This window comes from Flavobacterium aquidurense (genome assembly GCF_001404985.1).
Classification (GTDB): domain Bacteria; phylum Bacteroidota; class Bacteroidia; order Flavobacteriales; family Flavobacteriaceae; genus Flavobacterium; species Flavobacterium aquidurense_B.
In genome coordinates this window covers 251,235-269,817 of record NZ_JRLF01000015.1, presented here as the reverse complement: position 1 = coordinate 269,817, position 18,583 = coordinate 251,235, and the positions used below count along the sequence as shown (strand labels likewise).

The following is an 18,583-nucleotide window of genomic DNA, read 5'->3' as shown; positions in this document are numbered from 1 at the left end:
ATTTAAAACTTCATTATTGGAGAATGGAGGCGAATAATTGAAAGGCTAATTTTCTTCAATATTATAATTCTTTTAGGCAGTTTTTAGGATTTCATTTTCAATATAATCTACAAATAAGTGATATACATTATGTTTTATATTTTCTTTAATTAATCCACATATTTTCTCTAAGTGTGGCTTTTTTAAAGTCATTTTTTGTGTTGTCAGAGCATATAAAAATTCAAATAGAGCCTCAGCTTGAGTTGTTTGATAGTTTTTAATCATAATCGACAAGATATCAAACATATTTTTACTAATGTCGTATTCTAAATGGTATGACAATTCATTTTTGGTAGCAAGTCTTAGAATTGAACTTTGAATTACTCCATCATTAAAGCGGTTAAAATTTCCAGGCTCTAAAATGTTTCTGACATATTCTGTCTGAATCAATGATCTTGACAAATCAGAAGAGTTTCTCAAGTTGTTTATTATTGAACCTATTGTAAAATAGACATCAGCCTGGCTCAGATCCGAGAAGCTTAAAAAAGCGAAATTTTTCCTAAGCCTTTGTCTCTCTCCCTTTATAATTTCGGGATAGAATAGATTGTCTGTTAAACCTTTACTTTCATCACCTGATGCTTCTTCAATTTCTGAAATTCGATTATCTAAGAATTTTTGTATTGACTCGTCGTCACCATTTGATCGGTCATAATATTCCTTAATTCTTTGCAGAAATACTATCTCATTAATCCACGTGGTATCAACTGAATTATTGATCATATAGAAATTGTAAACGTTCACAAAAGAATTTGTTTCATTTCCATAACCTCCTTGTTTAAGATTGCTTTTCAGAAAATTTAACTGCTCCTCATTTTTAGTTCTTGTTAAGGCAATGAAATATATTATTCGCAAATTATCATTTGTTCTTAGAGAGCGGCTTATATAAAGTAAATTTTTACCATTTGAAATACAAGATGCCACTACAACGGCGGCTCCTATTTTTGAGGATTCAATTTCGTTAATTTTATCTTGTGAAATTCTTACTGGCAGATTATCTTCATTATAATTTATTTTAATTTTCTCAAATATAAGATTTGCTAACAGTTCAGATCCTTTGTCATTTAGATAAATCAGATATTTTGTATTACTTGGAATATATTGGTTGATGTAATCATCTATTTTTTTCGAAAAATCTTTATAGGATTCCAGAGAGTTTAAGACCTGATAGAAATCAAAATAGATTTCGTACTTTATATTTGTTTCTCTTTCATTTTCTTTATATGATACTTTGAATATATTTTTTGTGTTATATTGAATTGATTTAAATTCTTTGACAAATCGTGCGAGGTCTTTCGGACTGTCTTTAACCCCAAGAGTTATCAAATTCACTTTTGGTTTTTCAAGCAGAAACACATCTCCCAAAACATTAACAGGGAAAGAACCAGATTGGCAATGTTCACAATTTGACTCATCAAATGTTTTATAGTAATGAATACCATTTGTATTTTGATCTGAATGGGTCAGATTACAAAGTATTTGCTCTGAGTTGGTTTCGTAAGCATCTCTACTACCTAAGAAGAATAGAATTATCATATTCTGCTTTTTTGCAAGCTTATTGGCTTTTTTTATTTTATCCAATATGTTTCCGGATGTTGATGCGGAAATCAATATTAAAGAATTTGCAAAATATTTATTTTTGGAATCTTGTAAACCCTCATATGAAGAAAAACTTTCAATTGGCACAGGTTTAAAACTGTTATCTTCGATCAAACGCCGTTTTAATTCCAATAATGCAAAAGCTATAGTATTTATGGATGAGGTGTCACAGTAAATCTGAGTATGTTTTTCTTCATTGTAAAAGCGTAATAATGTAAAAGCTATAAAATATATTTCGGAAGTATGTAATAATATGTTTCCGGTTCTTAGAAATTTATTGCAATGCTTACCAGAAGGAAAGACAAAATGATGTGCACCTTTAGATTCTACAAATCCGCCTCTGGTTAAAAAAATATGCTGCAGTCCTTCGTTAAGCAATCGATCTTGAATTTCATCATCAAGCTTATTTTTGCCATTCTTTAAAACACCATTTTTATCATAAATTATCAGATGTAAATTATGGTCTAAAAAATCTTTATCAGCCTTATGTAAATGTTGAAAAACTTCATCACGTTCCGTTTTGAAAATTTTGGTCATTTCGTTTTTTATATTTCGCCCGCCAATGACATAGATTTCATCAGTGTGATGGTTTTTCTGATAGAATAATTTTATTTCAATTTGTAAATTATTTTTATCGATACTTTCGCCAGGACAAAATATTACAGTGGCTGAGCAAGGACATGCATCTTGATTTTGATTTTGCTTATCGTAAACAAAACGATATAAATAAAAATTATTCATTAGCTATAATAATTGGATAAACAATAGTAATATTACTCCCAACACATTCGGTGAATTTGGTAAAAGATTTATTCGAAGAAGTGTACCAATCGTAAAGTTCAATATCCTCTTCATCATTTGTTACAATATGCGGATCTTTCTTCATATTTCTAAATACAAAGGCATTTGAAGTTCTAATTATAAATAAACCTTTGTGATTTAGGATCTGCATAATTTTATCCAATCCAATTCCTTTGTTCTCTTTTTCTAAACTTTTATCTGAAGTGTTGTGCTTCACTAGACATTGCTTTATAATTTTCACCTGTCTGTCAATTTCGACATCTTCATTACTGGAGGTGTACTTTTTAACAAACCCAATTCCACTATCAAATACCGAGATTTCTATGAAATAAATTTCATTTTTAGTATTTGGAATCAAACTGTCAAAATAAGTTTTTAAACCCTTGTGATCTCTATAATTCTCAGTATAGCTTTCCTTAGAGCCTTTTAAAAATTTGATAAATAAACCTCTTGTATTTGGTCGTAAAGTGATTGATTTATTATCTTTTCTTGCCCAGTCGTGAGTATTTTTCATAAGCTCAAATATTATACTCACCAGATCATTTTTAATTGGCTTGGTATTTTGTTTCCCTTTGCTGTTAAATGACAAAACATAATCAAGAGTATCTTCCAAAGAATTAGATAAATATTCCTCTGAGGGTATGAAATTTTGATTTAGGTAAAAACAGTCCAAGTACCCTTTTTCAGGGGGAAGATGGTCAAAACATGTTAGCAGTGATTTAAGGCCTTTCTGTCTTATAAAGGTTTTATTGAACAGCGGAATGTTTTCCAATGACTGCATGGATTCAATAATCTGCTCATTAAATGGCCGTATACTTGACTTGATATTGTTTTTGTTTCTATCAAAAATCCCTCTATCCCATGACATTATTAAAGATGGGAAAATATAGTCCTGTTTTACAATATCTTCAAGATCGGAAAGATCATCCCTTACATCAAGAATTAAATTACCAGATTTCAAGCGGAACCAGGTATTTATATATTGTATCAAAAGGGTAGTGATGCCGAAATCTAGACTTTTGAGTGAACTAGGTAAAACTAAATCAAAAGGACTTTTGCTGGAATAGAGTTCTGAGTAGAGTTCTTCAAAATCATTTACAGATAGTGTTTTGCTTAATTTTTTCATTTTAGATAATTTAAGTTCTATAAGACTAGTTGTTTCTGTAATAGAAATATTTTAAAACCAAGAGCAGGATTAAAATACCTATTTTTATTTATGGCTGAGTTTATTTAGCGATTTTTTTTAAAGGTAAGCACGAATTTTACTTGTTCACAATTATATTTATTCATTTTAATGAGAACTGGCTCTAGTCAGGAATTAATAAAATGAACAGTTTTATACCATATATAAATAACGTTCAATCAATTTAAAGTTATCTTCATCCAAAATGTATTCGCTTATCGATTCCTTAAAGATAATTTCTGTTTCATCTATTTTCATAATATGCTTTTTTAGTTCCTCAATTTCATCAAATGTAAAACCATATTTCAGCAACCATATTTCGGTTTCGTCGTCGGTGCCATATTTTATATAATTGCTTATTATATTTGCTCTTTGATCTGAGGTTTTTTGAAAGTACAAAATAAATACACTGCTAACGGGATCTTTAATGGATAATGATAAAACTTTGTCTATGTAATCGTAAGTATCATAAACAACTTTATCAAAATCCACTTCAAGGATGTGAGTCTTGTTTGAGAATAATGGGACGCCTTTTTTAAAGTTGATATCCGGTAATGTATTTGCTATGCATGAATAGCGTACTTTCTTTTCATTTAAAAGTTTTCTATATTCTTTTAATGTAATTTCTTTTTTAATTAGTTGATTTCGTAGTTTTCTTCTAAAATCTTTTTCAGACAAGAAGGCATAACGAAGTGAAATAATTTCTGCAAAAGATTTACCCTGTATTAACCACAATAAAACAGGTATAGATGTACTTAAAACCTGCTTTTCTCCATTTGTAAGATCTTGTCTTCTCAGATGGACTTTGTAGATGTTTTCAAAAGATTTTTTTAAGTTTCTTCTTTTAGACTCTTTCAGGTGATAATATTCTTTTGCTGTCAAAGGTTTATTCTCTGCATTTAGAAAATTATCCAAAACAAATTTAATGTCCTCATCGATATCCGAATTATTTATTCTGTCGATTTGTGATTCAGTTAAATGAAGGTCAGTATTAAAAGTGTCATTTTTGATAGCATCTACAACATCGGCAAAATCTTCATTATTACTATTGCTTTCAATATCAAGTTCAGAAGTTTCAGATATGGACGACTCCATATTTAATCTTGAGACAAATAATTTTTTATTCTTTTTTTCGATTACAACATATCCATAATCAAAGTAATTATTTTCTAAAGTTGTTCTTCCTGCCCGACCAATCAAATTTTTTAGATTTAGTGCTTTTTGGTCTTCATTGCCATTAAATGTGAAGTTATTAATCCAGACTAGATCAAAAGGCATATTAATACCTTGAATAAGGGTTGAAGTAGAAAAACATATGCGGGCATGCTTATTATTTACAAAATCCTCAATAATTAATCTGGCTTTAAGGGGAATAGATCCATGATGTATTACTATTCCTTTCCGCATTAAATAAATTAGAAGAGATTGTTTCTCGTTGTCATTTGTAGTTCCGAAAAAATCTTCTAATTTATTGATATAGTTAATAGCTTCTTGGTTTTCAATATCTTCACAAAGTTCAACGTATTCAGCGTAAGAGTCCATGAAACTTCCATCGTATATTTTTGATTTTGAAATAAAAATAAGAGCGGTTCCATTTTTTTGTATGATTTCTTTAATAATATTTCCTTCAACATTTCTGCCTCCAATCTGATCATCAAATGGAGAAAAATATTTAAAATTTTTGTTTAAATGTTCTATAAATATTTTTCCGACTGTTTTTTGATTATATGTTTCATAGTCAGTATTGTTGATAATATTATGTTTTAGAAATTGAGCTTCAGGATTTGTTATAAAAGGATGGGTGAAAACTTTCTTTACATTATTTAACTTCTTGTCAATTCTACGGACAAACGAATCAAACTTCATTCCTCTGATGCCTTCTTCTGAAAGCTGAGCTTCGTCAAGTAAAATCAATTCAATATTTAATTTGTCTAAGTTTTTGAATAATTCTTCTCCTCTTTCGGGTGTAATAATGAAAATCCGATTTTTGGTTCTTTTTGTATTTACGATTTCTATAAATGCTAAGACAAGAGTTTCTTTTGGTACAAGTTTTTTTACTTTAATTAAATATTCTGAAAGTAATGCACGGGATGGTATTACAATTATAATATCTCCAGTGGATTCCTTTATTATTTCTTGGAACAAAAAAGATTTTCCGGCGCTGGTAGGAGCTGAAAATGAAAAGTTAGTAAACTTTTTAATTGAATTATATGCATCCGCCTGCACAGGACTAAAATTATGACCAGTATCTTCAATAATTGCCTGTGCATAAGAACTATAAACAGCCTCTAAAAAAGAGTTTGGTTCAGCTGTTTTGTAAAAAAGTCCCATGAGAAACATTAATTTGGCTTCATAGTTTTTAAATGAATCGGGCTTAAATTTTTTGAAGTATGCTAAGGTTTCTAAATGACTTTGATTCACTGGACCCTGCTTATGAAAATCATATAGAATTTCATCAATGATCTCCCGATGAAAATGCGGTTGAAAAATTTGTTCACTTATCATATTTCGACTGCTATTAGGTAAAGTTCTTTGTGTTTTACAACTTCTTTTATTGCATCAGAGGCTAAAGCATTATTGAGAATTTTCAAAACATTCCTGCCATTAAAGGAAAAAGCGGCGGCATATCCTCTATGGCCGTTCGTAATATGGGTAATAGTATCATTGTGTAAAAAAGGTTTTAGCCATAACAATTCCGCATGGTCTCTATCATCTATAAATTCGCTGATTTGATTTAATGCTTTTGCTCTCGGAGTACCATCCATACTAAATTTTGCTTCTCCAAAAATTAAGTACATATTCGAGCTGATAGAATGAAAATCAAAGCCTGGATTTCCAGAAATCTTTTCTTTCAATAATTCTGCGAGAGGAATTTTTGTATGACTGAACTTCAGTTCCAATGCGTTCTGGGCAGCATAAGAGACAATGTATTCTCCAATATCAACGGTAAGGCTGGTAGTAACTTTAGCTATTATGTCATTAACAATCTTATCAATTGTTTTCTTAGCGTTGGCCTTGAAGGCAAGTTTTGATAATTCATCAAGTGAATTTATCCAGCTAGTGTTGGTAATCTGCTTTTCAAATTCCTTTATAATGGGTTTGTAATCGCTAATCTTTATGTGAATACAGTTAATCTCGCAACTACAGACTGATGAAAGATCTGTATAATCTGATTTTTTAATTACATCTATTTTCATATTGTAGAGAGGTTATGGCGAAATTATGTAACTTTTAGATGAAAAAATTACGGATTTCCGTATTATAACAAAAATGAACTTTTAATATTAGAAATAGCTCCGTAGAAATACCTGATTTTAGGACTATTTATAAGATAAGTAAGATATGACTTAGTCATGTAATTTTAAATGAGTTTACTTTTTTAACAATAGCTTGAAGAGAATTCCTAAAGTATATAAATAGAAAGATTTTAATGCTTTTGCTGATTTTGGCAATAAAGAAAATAATAAACAAATTAAGGTGAAGTTAAATTCGATAGGTTATTTCAAAAATAATCTACTTAACAGATTGAATTACTTCTATTTTTTAAGGTTTATTTGTTAAAAATATTTAAAAATCGTTCCTAAAAAAATTTAAAACTATACCGAATTGTATTCTATGTAATAGTTGTAATATGCGATTTTTATTGATAATAATGTCACTAAACTACCCTTCGAAAGTATTACAAAAGAAAGATAGAAAGAATACGGACAATGGCTCCGCATTTAATTTCTTGTATTAATAGTGTTTAAAAGGTTTTATGAAATTATTTATTAAGGAGTTAATAAAAAAGTGTAGTTCAAATTTTTATGCATGTAAAATTTGAGCGGTTTTGAAGATAATCAAATTAAGCTTTTAATTAATAGGTGTGTTGAAAAACGGGAATATAATAGAATAAAATCCGCGAAAATCCCTGTGTTTACTGATGTTTAGCTCTTATATGTGATTTTTAGCAACTTATATCTTTTGAATGGGTTTTGATTAATTAAGTCTTTTTTTAGACTCGGAAACTTTTGAGATCCAATGAGTGGACAAAACTTTAATTTAGTAGTATTTTTACCTGTTATTTTGCGGATTTATTTGTACCTTATTTGTACCATTGCTTTGTAATGTATTGGTATATATAGGTTTGTTACTTTTGAAGAAGTAAAATAATTCTTCTTTCACAATAAGGAAAACCGGACTAGAAATAGTCCGGTTTTTTTATGGGTATTATTGTGAATATATATTGTAGAGACGCACAGCAGTGCGTCTTTTTTTTGGCATTTTACCACGCATTTATAATCACAAAATGATAAATGTCATTTCCCAATCAGATTCTTTTTCGTAATATTACTATTGTAAATATTTTTGAATGAGAAAGATAAAATACAAGAAAGGACGCAAGTTGCAGCACATTACCTTAGAGTATACAGGAACGCATAAAGAACATGAAACCGAGATGCAGCTTTTTGTATATGACGATGCAGATGTTGTTGAATATGAAAAGTTTACCGTGGCTGCATTAAATTCTTGTTTTGATTATACAAAGAATAACTGGCTAAATGTTCATGGATTAAATGATATAAGTTTACTTAAAACTATTGGTTCTCATTTTAAGCTGGACGATTTTTTACTGGCAGATATTTTAAATACCACTAAGCGAACTAAACTCGAAGAGCAACAAAATGTTTTATTTTTTAATATAAAATCGCTTTTGCCTTCTGAATATTCCGATAATATTAGTGTAGAGCAAATTAGTTTTATCCTGAAAGAGGGAATTCTAATTTCTTTTCAGGAAAAACGAAGTGATTTTTTTACGCACATCAGGGAACGACTTCGCACTCATGCCGGAATTGTAAGAACTAAAAAAGTGGATTATTTGCTGTATTTATTATTAGATGCCGTAATAGAAAACTTTTACATTACAATTGAAGATGAAGAAGAGAAAATAGAAGAGTTAATCAATTTAACCAAAAAAGGAGCAGATCCGGTAATATTGGAAAAAATTGAAAATCATCGGGATAACTTCAATTTTCTAAAACGCGCTATAGTTCCGCTTCGGGATTCGCTGTATTATCTAAAAACAATTAAAGATGATGATACAAACAGCTTAATTCAAAAAGACACCTTTAATTTTTTTGTCAGACTACATCAAAAAAGTTTAGAGCTTTTAGAGCAAATTGAGTCGGATATGAGTTCGCTGGAAAGCGCTTCGAATTTTTATTTTTCAGAGCAAAGCCGTAAGATGAATGAGATTATGAAAACGTTAACCATTATCTCGGCAATTTTTATCCCGCTTACTTTTATTGTTGGGGTTTACGGAATGAATTTCGAGAATATGCCGGAACTTCGATATAAATATGGATATCACAGCGTAATGATTGCGATGTTTTTTTTAGTAATCGCCCTGATTATTTATTTCAAAAAAAGACGTTGGTTTTAACGTTTGTTTCAATAATAAAAACACGATTTAAAGTACATTTGTTTAGATATAACACATAAATTATGAGTAAAGCGATATATATAGCTACTAGTGATCAAAATAGCGGGAAATCGATTATTACACTCGGTTTGATGAGTATTTTAATTGGTAAAACAGCAAAAGTGGGCTATTTTAGACCAATTATCGAAGATTTTATTGATGGGGAATTAGACAATCATATAGAAACAGTTTTGTCACATTTTGATCTTGATATTAAATTTGAAGATGCATACGCAATTACCAAAAGCAAATTAATAAAGAAGAAAAATAAAGGTAAAATAGGCGAAGTTTTAGATCTGATTATTGAAAAATATAAAAGACTGGAAGAACGTTTTGATTTTGTTTTGGTCGAAGGAACAAGTTTTACCGGAGAAGGAACTTCAATAGAACTGGATTTGAATGTTTTAATTGCCAAAAATCTCGGAATTCCAACTATAATCATAGGTTCAGGAGTTGGAAAAACATTAGAAGAATTAGTGGATAGCCTTTATTTGGTTTATGATTCTTTTAAAGTAAAAGAAGTTGAGGTATTGTCTGTGATTGCTAACAAAGTTCAGTTTGAGAATATAGAATTAGTTACCCAGGGATTACAGAAAAGTTTACCTGCCAATGTTCTTATCAATACAATTCCGTTGATTTCAAGTTTGAATAATCCAACGATGCAGGAAATTGTCAATCAGCTCGATGCAAAAGTATTGTTTGGACACGCTTATCTAAACAATGAAATTGGGCATTTTAGCGTTGGTGCGATGCAATTGCATAATTACTTAGTTCATTTACATGATAATGCCCTTGTAATTACACCGGGAGACCGTTCAGATATTATTCTGGGAGCTTTGCAAGCCAATGAATCGGCTAATTATCCCACCATTTCAGGAATTATCTTAACAGGAAATATTGTTCCTGAAGAAAGCATTTTAAAACTTATCGAAGGACTTTCTGCTATCGTTCCTATTATTGCTGTTGATGGTGGTACTTACCATATTACAAACAAAATTGGAGCAATCAGATCAGAGATTTATGCCAATAATACACATAAAATTGAGACCTCGATTACCACTTTTGAAAAGTATGTTGAAGTCGAAACTTTATCTGAAAGATTAATTACGTTTGTACCAGAAGGAATGACTCCAAAAATGTTCCAGTACAATATGGTAAAAAGGGCCAAACAGCATCGTAAACATATTGTTTTACCGGAAGGATATGATGACAGGATTATCACTGCCGCTTCAAGATTACTAGATATGGATGTAGTAGATATTTCGATTATTGGCGATAAAAAACATATTGAAAGCAAGGTTGCCGAGTTAGGAATTACATTTGATTTTTCAAAAGTTAATATTATCAATCCAAAAGAATCTGAACTTTACGAGGATTATGCTAATACTTATTATGAGCTTAGAAAAGCGAAAAATGTAAGTATTACAATGGCAAGGGATTTAATGGAGGATGTATCTTATTTTGGGACGATGATGGTGTATAAAGGTCACGCTGACGGAATGGTTTCCGGAGCAGCACATACAACGCAGCATACCATTTTACCGGCATTACAATTCATAAAAACTAAACCAAATTCATCTGTCGTTTCATCCGTGTTTTTTATGTGTTTAGAAGACAGAGTTTCTGTTTTTGGGGATTGTGCTATTAATCCAAATCCAACTGCAGAACAACTGGCAGAAATTGCAATTTCATCAGCAGAATCAAGTTCAGCCTTCGGTATTGAACCAAAAATTGCCATGCTTTCCTATTCTTCCGGAGCATCTGGAAAAGGGGATGAAGTGGATAAAGTTAGAACTGCTACCGAAATTGTAAAGCAAAAACGACCGGATCTTAAAATTGAAGGACCAATTCAATATGATGCAGCCGTTGATAAAGTAGTTGGGAAAAGCAAAATGCCGGATTCTGAAGTAGCAGGGCAGGCGAGTGTACTTATTTTTCCGGATTTAAATACAGGAAATAATACCTATAAAGCAGTACAAAGAGAAACCGGAGCTTTAGCCATTGGACCAATGTTACAAGGTTTAAATAAGCCTGTAAACGATTTAAGCCGAGGCTGTACAGTAGATGATATTATCAATACTGTTGTAATTACAGCTATTCAGGCGCAGGGACTTTAGATAATTATTAATTATAAATTTTGCCTCTTTAGTGAATTAAATAAACTTAGCGCCTTAGCATCTTAGCAGCTAAAAATAAATAAACAATGAAAATATTAATTATAAATTCAGGAAGTTCGTCAATAAAATATCAATTAATGGTTATGCCAACAAATGAAGTAATTTGTTCCGGTATGATTGACAGAATTGGGCTCGAAACTTCGAATATTACCTATAAAACTTCCTCTGATTCTATTGAGGAAATATTACCAATTACATCGCATAAAGTTGGTTTGCAAAAAGTAGCCGAAATGCTTTTAGATCCTGAAAAAGGAGTTATAAAATCTACTTCGGAAATTGGTGCGGTTGGTCATCGTGTCGTGCACGGAGGAAGTTATTTTTCTGACACCACAATTATTACCGAGGAAGTAAAAGAAAAAATAAAAGAACTTTCAGAACTGGCTCCATTACATAATCCAGCACATTTAGTTGGAATAAATGTAGCCGAGGAAATTTTTTCATCAGCAAAACAAGTAGCAGTTTTTGATACTGCTTTTCATCAGACTATTCCGGTTGAGGCTTATAAATATGCGATTCCTAATTATCTTTTAACAGAGAATAAAGTCCGTGTATATGGTTTTCATGGAACGAGTCATAAATATGTTTCTGAAAAAGCAATTGATTATTTAGATCACAATTCAAAAATTATTACGATCCACTTAGGAAATGGTTGTAGTATGACCGCAATTAAAGATGGGAAAAGTATCGATCATACAATGGGTTTTTCGCCTTCAAATGGATTAATAATGGGAACTCGTGCGGGAGATATCGATCAGTCAGTTATCTTTTACTTGATAAAAAACCTGAATTATACGCCAGACGAAGTAAATGCAATTTTATTGAAACAAAGCGGAATGCTTGGGTTAACAGGTTATAGTGATTTGCGTGATATTGAGTCAGAAGCTGAAAAAGGCAATAAAGATTGTCAATTGGCTTTATTAATGAATGCTTATAGAATTAGAAAAACAATTGGTTCTTATACAGCTGCTTTAAATGGCTTGGATGCTATAGTTTTTACAGCCGGAATTGGGGAAAACTCATCATACATGCGTAAGTTGGTTTGTACGGATATGGATTATTTTGGAATTGAACTGGATCAGGAGAAAAATAAAATCCGATCTAAAGAAATTAGAGAAATCAGTACAATAAATTCAAAAACAAAAGTATTAGTGGTTCCGACGGATGAAGAATATGAAATTGCAAATCAGGTTTATCATTTGCTTGAAAGTTAAATATCTTCTATATATAAAAAAAGCTCCTTTACAGAGGAGCTTTTTTTATGTTTTAGGATTAAATATTTGTCAGTACCTTTGAAGATAAATTCGAATATTTTGAAATCTACACTTTTAAAACTATTTTTCTTCTTTTTCATTGTTTCACAAATACAGGCACAAGAATTACTTCCTTTTGTAGAAAATTATAATAAATCAGATTATCAGGGCGACAATCAAATCTGGAATGTTGTTCAGGGTAAAGATGATGCCATGTATTTTGCCAATAATCACTATTTATTGCGATATGATGGAGTGGTTTGGGAAAAATATACATTACCTAATAAAACTATTATCCGTTCGATTATGATCGAGGGTGATAAAATCTATTCCGGATCTTATAAAGAGTTTGGTTATTGGTACAGGAAAGATGGAAAAATGCATTATGTTTCGATTACCAAAAATCTAAGATTATTTGATGAAAAAGACAACGAAGAAATTTGGAAAATTTTCAGATTTAACGGGTCTATTTATTTTCAATCCTTTAATGATGTTTTTATCTATAATGGGAAACACATTCAAAAAATAAAATTTCCTTTCTTAATATCCTATTGCTTTGTAGTCAATAATGATGTTTATGTAGCATCAGTAGAAAAAGGCATGTTTAGATTAAAAGGTTCCCGAATTACAAATCCAAAAGGTTGGAATGTCTTAAAGAAAACAGTAGTTCATGCTATCGAAAAATATCAAAACAAGGCATATATTTTTACTCAGAAAAAAGGAATATTTATTGTAGAAAAAGATGGTTTAAAACCCTGGAATAATCCATTAAATGAAACCCTGAAAGCAGCGACAATTAATGTTGCTAAATTCATTAAAGGAAACAAACTGGTTATAGGAACAGGAAACAGAGGTCTTTATATCTATGATTTTACTACAAATACCTATAAAAATATCGACAGGAATAATGTTTTGATGAATAATTCAATTCTGAGTATTGGATTTGATAAGGAAAATGATTTATGGCTGGGTCTGGATAATGGAATTGCACATGTTGAAGTAAATTCTCCAATCTCATTTTTTTATGATAATTCAGGACTTTTGGGCTCAGTTTACTCAGTAGCAACAACTAACAAAGGTTATTTGATAGCTTCTAATCATGGTGTTTTTGAATTTGATTCAGGTAAATTTCATATGATGCCCAATACTCAAGGTCAGGCATGGAATATTACTAAAATTGATAATAAGTACATTATAGGTCATAACGATGGTACATTTTGTTATGATAATGGTTCTTTAACAAAAACAAACAACATTAGCGGAGGTTGGAATTTGTCTAAAAGCAGTATTAATAATACCTATTTTCAATCTACTTACAGTGGTGTTTTAGTATATGATGATATTTCGAAACTTACTCAAAATACGGTAATAAAAGATCTTTCGAAACCTATAAAATACGTAGCTCAGAATAAAAAAAATGAAATCTGGGCAGCTGATAATTATCGGGGATTATATCGTGTTTTGTATACTGACGATTATAAGACTAAAAAAGTGGAGAATATTACACAGCAAAGCAAAATAAAAAATGATTTTGGTGTTAAAATCTTCGAATTTAGAAACGAGATTCTTTTTCTAATCAACAATTCCTGGTATACTTATAATTCTATTACAAACAAGCTGGAAGGCAATGAACTCTTTAACGTTAATTTTAAAAATATAACTGATGTTGTAGCCATTGATGAAGATCATTTTATGGTGCTTCAGGACGGAATTTTATATCATATTCAGGCTTCAGGAAATAAATTTGTCTGGAATATTATTCAGGAGAAATATTATAAAGGAAAATTGATCAATGATAATTTGAGAATTTTTAAAACTCAAAATCATTATTTGCTAAATCTTGATGACGGATTTATTTCTCTTCAGTTAAAATATGAAAACAAACAAAATTCTGATGTTAAAATAGAAGCGTATAATGACGGGACATTAGTTTCTAATGATTCTAAAATTAAATATAATACAGAGCTCAAGATAAATGTAATATCGGGTATTTACGGAGCAAGTAAACCTAATTTATTTTATAAGCTGAATAAAAGTAATGACTTCATTCAGATTTCTGGCGGATTGATTGTACTTAATAATCTGAGTAGCGGCAATCATTCTATAATTGTATACAAACATGATGGAGCTACTTATGAAAAAGTTTCGGGTTTTGAGTTTCGTGTTGCAGAACCATGGTATTTTTCGTTTTGGATGGTTTTGTTATATATGCTGATAGTAGGTACCGTATTATTTTTCTATTACAAATGGAATAAACTTCGCTATATGCAAAAATTAAAATTGCAAGCAGAAGAACTAAAACATCAGCGAGAAATTCTTGAAATGGAATTGAAAGCAGAGAATGAATTAAATATTCAGGAATATCAAAAACATATCTTAGAACTTGAATTACAAACAAAATCATCTGAAGTTGCTGGAAAATCTTTATCTATTGCAAAGCAAAGTGAAATGATCGAAAACATTCAAAGTATTTTAGATTCAGAAAAAGATTTTAATAAGCTTAAAAGTGAAATTAAAAAAGCTATTAAGATAAATGAAGTAAATAAACACGAGTGGGAAATCTTTGAAACCAATCTAAATCAAATTCACAATGAATTTATAATAAGCTTGTCTAAGAAGTTCCCAAACCTTACTCCAAAAGATATAAAATTATGTGTTTATCTTAAAATGAACCTCTCTTCAAAGGAAATTGCACCTCTGATGAATATCTCTTTTCGAGGCGTAGAATTGCACAGATATCGCTTAAGAAAGAAATTAAACCTTACTCAGGACGAAAACCTCTCAAAGTTTTTATTAAGTCTGTAAGATTTGCATTTAAATTTTAAGGATATTATATTTTTACACATCATTTTTTATATAATTCCAATACATCATTACTACATCATAACGTAATGTTAATAAAATTTAATTAACATTTATTGTTTTAATAATCAATATTATATGTTTGTTTTTTAACATAATGATGTAGCTATGTAGTAGTGGTATTTGATGTACTACAACGTTGTAATTGTTTAATTTGGCTCTACTAACTTAAACGATTACAAACTGTATGAAAAATTTTATTTTTAGCTTTTTAGCACTTTTGCTACTGCCAGCTTACATGTCTGGTCAAGCAATTAAAGGAAAAGTAGTAGACAGTAGCGGAATGGGAATTCCTGGAGCAGTTATCGCTGCTTCTAATTCCAGAACTTCGACTGATGCTGATTTCGACGGAAATTTTACAATAAATGCCAAAGAGGGCGAGATTTTAAAGATCTCAATGTTAGGTTTTGAGGCTGTTTCTATAGCAGCAACTACATCTCCTATGACAATTACTTTAAAAGAAGCAGGAGATACTGCGTTAAAAGAAGTAGTAGTAATAGGATATGGTACCAGAAAAAAAATTGATAATACTTCAGCTATTACTTCTTTAAAAGCTGAGGATGTTACAAGAACAAAGGTATTAAATGCTTCTCAGGCTATTCAGGGTAAAGCTGCCGGGGTTCAGGTAACTTCTTCAGATGCTCCTGGTAGTACACCTTCAGTTGTTATTAGAGGTTTAGGTACAGCGTTAGGAGGAAGAAATCCATTGTATATTGTTGATGGTATGCCAACGGAAAACATCAATAATATCAATACAAATGATATTACATCTTATGAAATTCTAAAAGATGCTTCATCTTTAGCTATTTATGGTACCAGAGCTGCAAACGGGGTGATCATTATTACTACTAAAAAAGGTAAAGGTGATAAAATATCTGTAGAAGTGGAAAGTTTTGGTGGTGTCAGAACACCGCTTAAGAAAGTAAAAATGGCAGATGCTAATCAATATGCAAGCTATTCTAATGCTTCTTTAGGAACAAACAGATTTTCAACAAATCAACCTGTTAATACAAATTGGTTTGATGAAATTACAAGAACTGGTACTTATACTCAAAATAATATTTCTATTTCTGGCGCTACAGAAAATGTTAAATACTTTTTTAGTGCAGGTAACTATCAGGAAAAAGCAATTCTTAACGGCTTAGATTACAGCCGTACAAGTTTTAGAAACAACAATGAATTTAAACTTTCTAAAAAAGTTACTTTAAATCAAAACTTTAGCTTTACTTCGGCTAATTCTACACCAAAACCATTAGGCGCATTTACAAATGCATACAAACAGTCATCAATTGTTCCTGTTCGTTTTGCAAATGGTCAATATGGAGCACCTTTTGCAGATGCAAGCGGAGTAGCAAGCCCAACAGGTACTTCATTTAACAATGTTGGTAATCCTGTAGCACAATTAGATTTTTACAATGAACAACAAAGAAGTATTACACTTCAGGGTGGTTTGAAATTAGATTATGAAATCTTAAAAGGTTTAAAGTTTACTTCACAATTTAATGGTGAATACTATACTTGGAAAAATTATAATTTCGAGGATACTAAAAATGTTTGGTTAGCTGCTAATCCAACTCGTAAAGATGGAGATTATTCAAGTACTGATCCTATCAATTTATTGACTAGAGGCAGAGAGCAATATTTTAACTGGAACTTGTCTAACTATTTCACTTATAATAAAGTATTTTCTCAAATTCATGATGTTGAATTAACAGCAGGTATCGAAACTTCTGTAAAAGGTCCAAGAGAAAAATTAGTTATTACAAGAAAAAATGTAAGTCCTGATTCTAACTATTGGTCTTTATATAATGCTACAGATGCAAAAGGAGTAGATTACTCTGGTACTGTTACAAATTTACAAGATATTGTATTCAATGAGAGTAAATTAGCTTCTTATTTTGGACGTTTCCAATACAAATTGATGGATAAATACTTAGTAACTGGAACTATTAGACGTGATGGATCTTCAAACTTTAATAAAGATTATCGTTGGGGAACTTTCCCATCTGTAGGTCTTGGATGGATTATGACTAAAGAAAGTTTCTTGTCAGATATTAAAGGAGTTAATTTAATCAAATTAAGAGGAAGCTGGGGTAAATTGGGTAACCAAAATGTACCGTTGAACAGTCAAAGTTATAATTCTGGATTAAATAGTTATCTGGGAGGTTCAATTTTATATGAAGGATCAAGTATCACTTCTCAAATTGACCCTACTTTAACATGGGAAATTACTGAAGAGACTTCTGCAGGTATTGATTTTGAATTTTTAGACAGCAGATTGAAAGGATCATTTGATGTTTATGACAAAAATACAGATAATGTAATTTTATATGTAAAACCTTATCCAACTTCTGGAATTACAACTGCTTCTCCTTCTCATGTTGGTGAAGTTTCAAACAAAGGTTATGAAATTGCTTTACGTTGGGATGATAAAATTACTGAAGATTTAAGCTACTGGGTTGGAGGTAACTTCTCACACAATAAAAATGAGCTTACAAGCTTAAAAGATATTTCATTATCTCAGGTTATTGGAGGTAATTTAGGAAATGGTCAAGATACTAAATTGTTATACAACAACTCAGTTGGTCAGCCATTAGGTAGTTTTTATCTTTATGAATATGCAGGTGTAGATCCGGCAAATGGAAACATGCTTTATTATAATGCTTCTGGTGCTAAAGTGACTCAGGATGCTTTATCTGCAACAGCTGATAAAAAATATGTAGGTTCAATTTTACCAAAAGCTAACTACGGAGTTTCTTTAGGACTTGTTTACAAAAACATTGATTTTTCAGTTGACGGATATGGAACAGGTGGAGCAAAAGTATATAATGGTAAAAAAGCACAGCGTTTTGGAGGTGAAAACGTCGAGGCTTCTATGACAAATGATTATTGGAGTCCAACAAATACAACATCTCAGAATCCAAGACCATTTAATACAGTTCCTGTTGCTTCGACTTATTATATGGAGTCTGCTGATTTCTTTAGAATTAACAACATTACTTTAGGATACAAACTTCCTCTTAAAGATGACCAGTTTATTAGTTCTTGCAGAATTTATCTTAATGCAATCAACCCTTTTATAACACAGAAATATTCTGGTTTCTCTCCTGAGTTAAATGGAGATGGTAATCCTTATGGGACACAAGGGGTAGAATTGGATGCTTATCCAACATTAAGATCATTTGTAATTGGTGCTAATTTAAAATTTTAATAT

At 30.7% G+C, this 18,583-nt stretch carries 9 protein-coding genes; 5 read left to right on the top strand and 4 right to left on the bottom strand.

The genetic code is table 11. From position 1 onward, the window contains the following. Positions 1-72: 72 nt before the first annotated feature. The 4 genes from RC62_RS19625 to RC62_RS19610 all read right to left on the bottom strand — a co-directional run bounded on the left by RC62_RS19625 (position 73) and on the right by RC62_RS19610 (position 6,816). Entirely contained in the window at positions 73-2,376 is a 2,304-nt protein-coding gene (locus tag RC62_RS19625; RefSeq protein WP_055098012.1) for a hypothetical protein, read from the bottom strand. Then, positions 2,369-3,562: a hypothetical protein gene (locus tag RC62_RS19620; RefSeq protein WP_055098011.1), complete on the bottom strand. Its 1,194-nt coding sequence runs from the start codon at positions 3,560-3,562 to the stop codon at positions 2,369-2,371. Before RC62_RS19620 ends, RC62_RS19625 begins: the two co-directional genes overlap by 8 nt. A 210-nt stretch (positions 3,563-3,772) precedes the next feature. Further along, complete coding sequence (locus tag RC62_RS19615; protein WP_055098010.1) at positions 3,773-6,124, bottom strand: DEAD/DEAH box helicase; 2,352 nt, start codon at positions 6,122-6,124, stop codon at positions 3,773-3,775. Next, on the bottom strand, positions 6,121-6,816 hold the full coding sequence (locus tag RC62_RS19610; protein ID WP_055098009.1) for a hypothetical protein: 696 nt from the start codon (positions 6,814-6,816) through the stop codon (positions 6,121-6,123). Before RC62_RS19610 ends, RC62_RS19615 begins: the two co-directional genes overlap by 4 nt. A 1,154-nt stretch (positions 6,817-7,970) precedes the next feature. Between RC62_RS19610 and corA the strand changes: the two genes are divergently transcribed. From corA to RC62_RS19585, 5 genes are all read left to right on the top strand, one after another. Then, positions 7,971-9,041, top strand: a complete 1,071-nt coding sequence (gene corA, locus RC62_RS19605; RefSeq protein WP_055098008.1) for a magnesium/cobalt transporter CorA — start codon at positions 7,971-7,973, stop codon at positions 9,039-9,041. Positions 9,042-9,103: 62 nt separating this feature from the next. Continuing rightward, positions 9,104-11,197: a phosphate acetyltransferase gene (pta, locus tag RC62_RS19600; RefSeq protein ID WP_055098007.1), complete on the top strand. Its 2,094-nt coding sequence runs from the start codon at positions 9,104-9,106 to the stop codon at positions 11,195-11,197. Between the two features lie 86 nt (positions 11,198-11,283). Next, positions 11,284-12,468 carry an acetate/propionate family kinase gene (locus tag RC62_RS19595; RefSeq protein ID WP_055098006.1) on the top strand — a complete coding sequence of 395 codons (1,185 nt, stop codon included), beginning with the start codon at positions 11,284-11,286 and terminating at the stop codon, positions 12,466-12,468. A gap of 99 nt (positions 12,469-12,567) precedes the next feature. Continuing rightward, a complete protein-coding gene (locus RC62_RS19590) occupies positions 12,568-15,312 on the top strand; it encodes a LuxR C-terminal-related transcriptional regulator (protein WP_055098005.1) in 2,745 nt (914 codons plus the stop codon). A 244-nt stretch (positions 15,313-15,556) separates the two neighbouring features. Further along, positions 15,557-18,580, top strand: coding sequence for a SusC/RagA family TonB-linked outer membrane protein (locus RC62_RS19585; protein WP_082421333.1), 3,024 nt, complete (start codon positions 15,557-15,559; stop codon positions 18,578-18,580). The last annotated feature ends 3 nt before the right edge of the window (positions 18,581-18,583 follow it).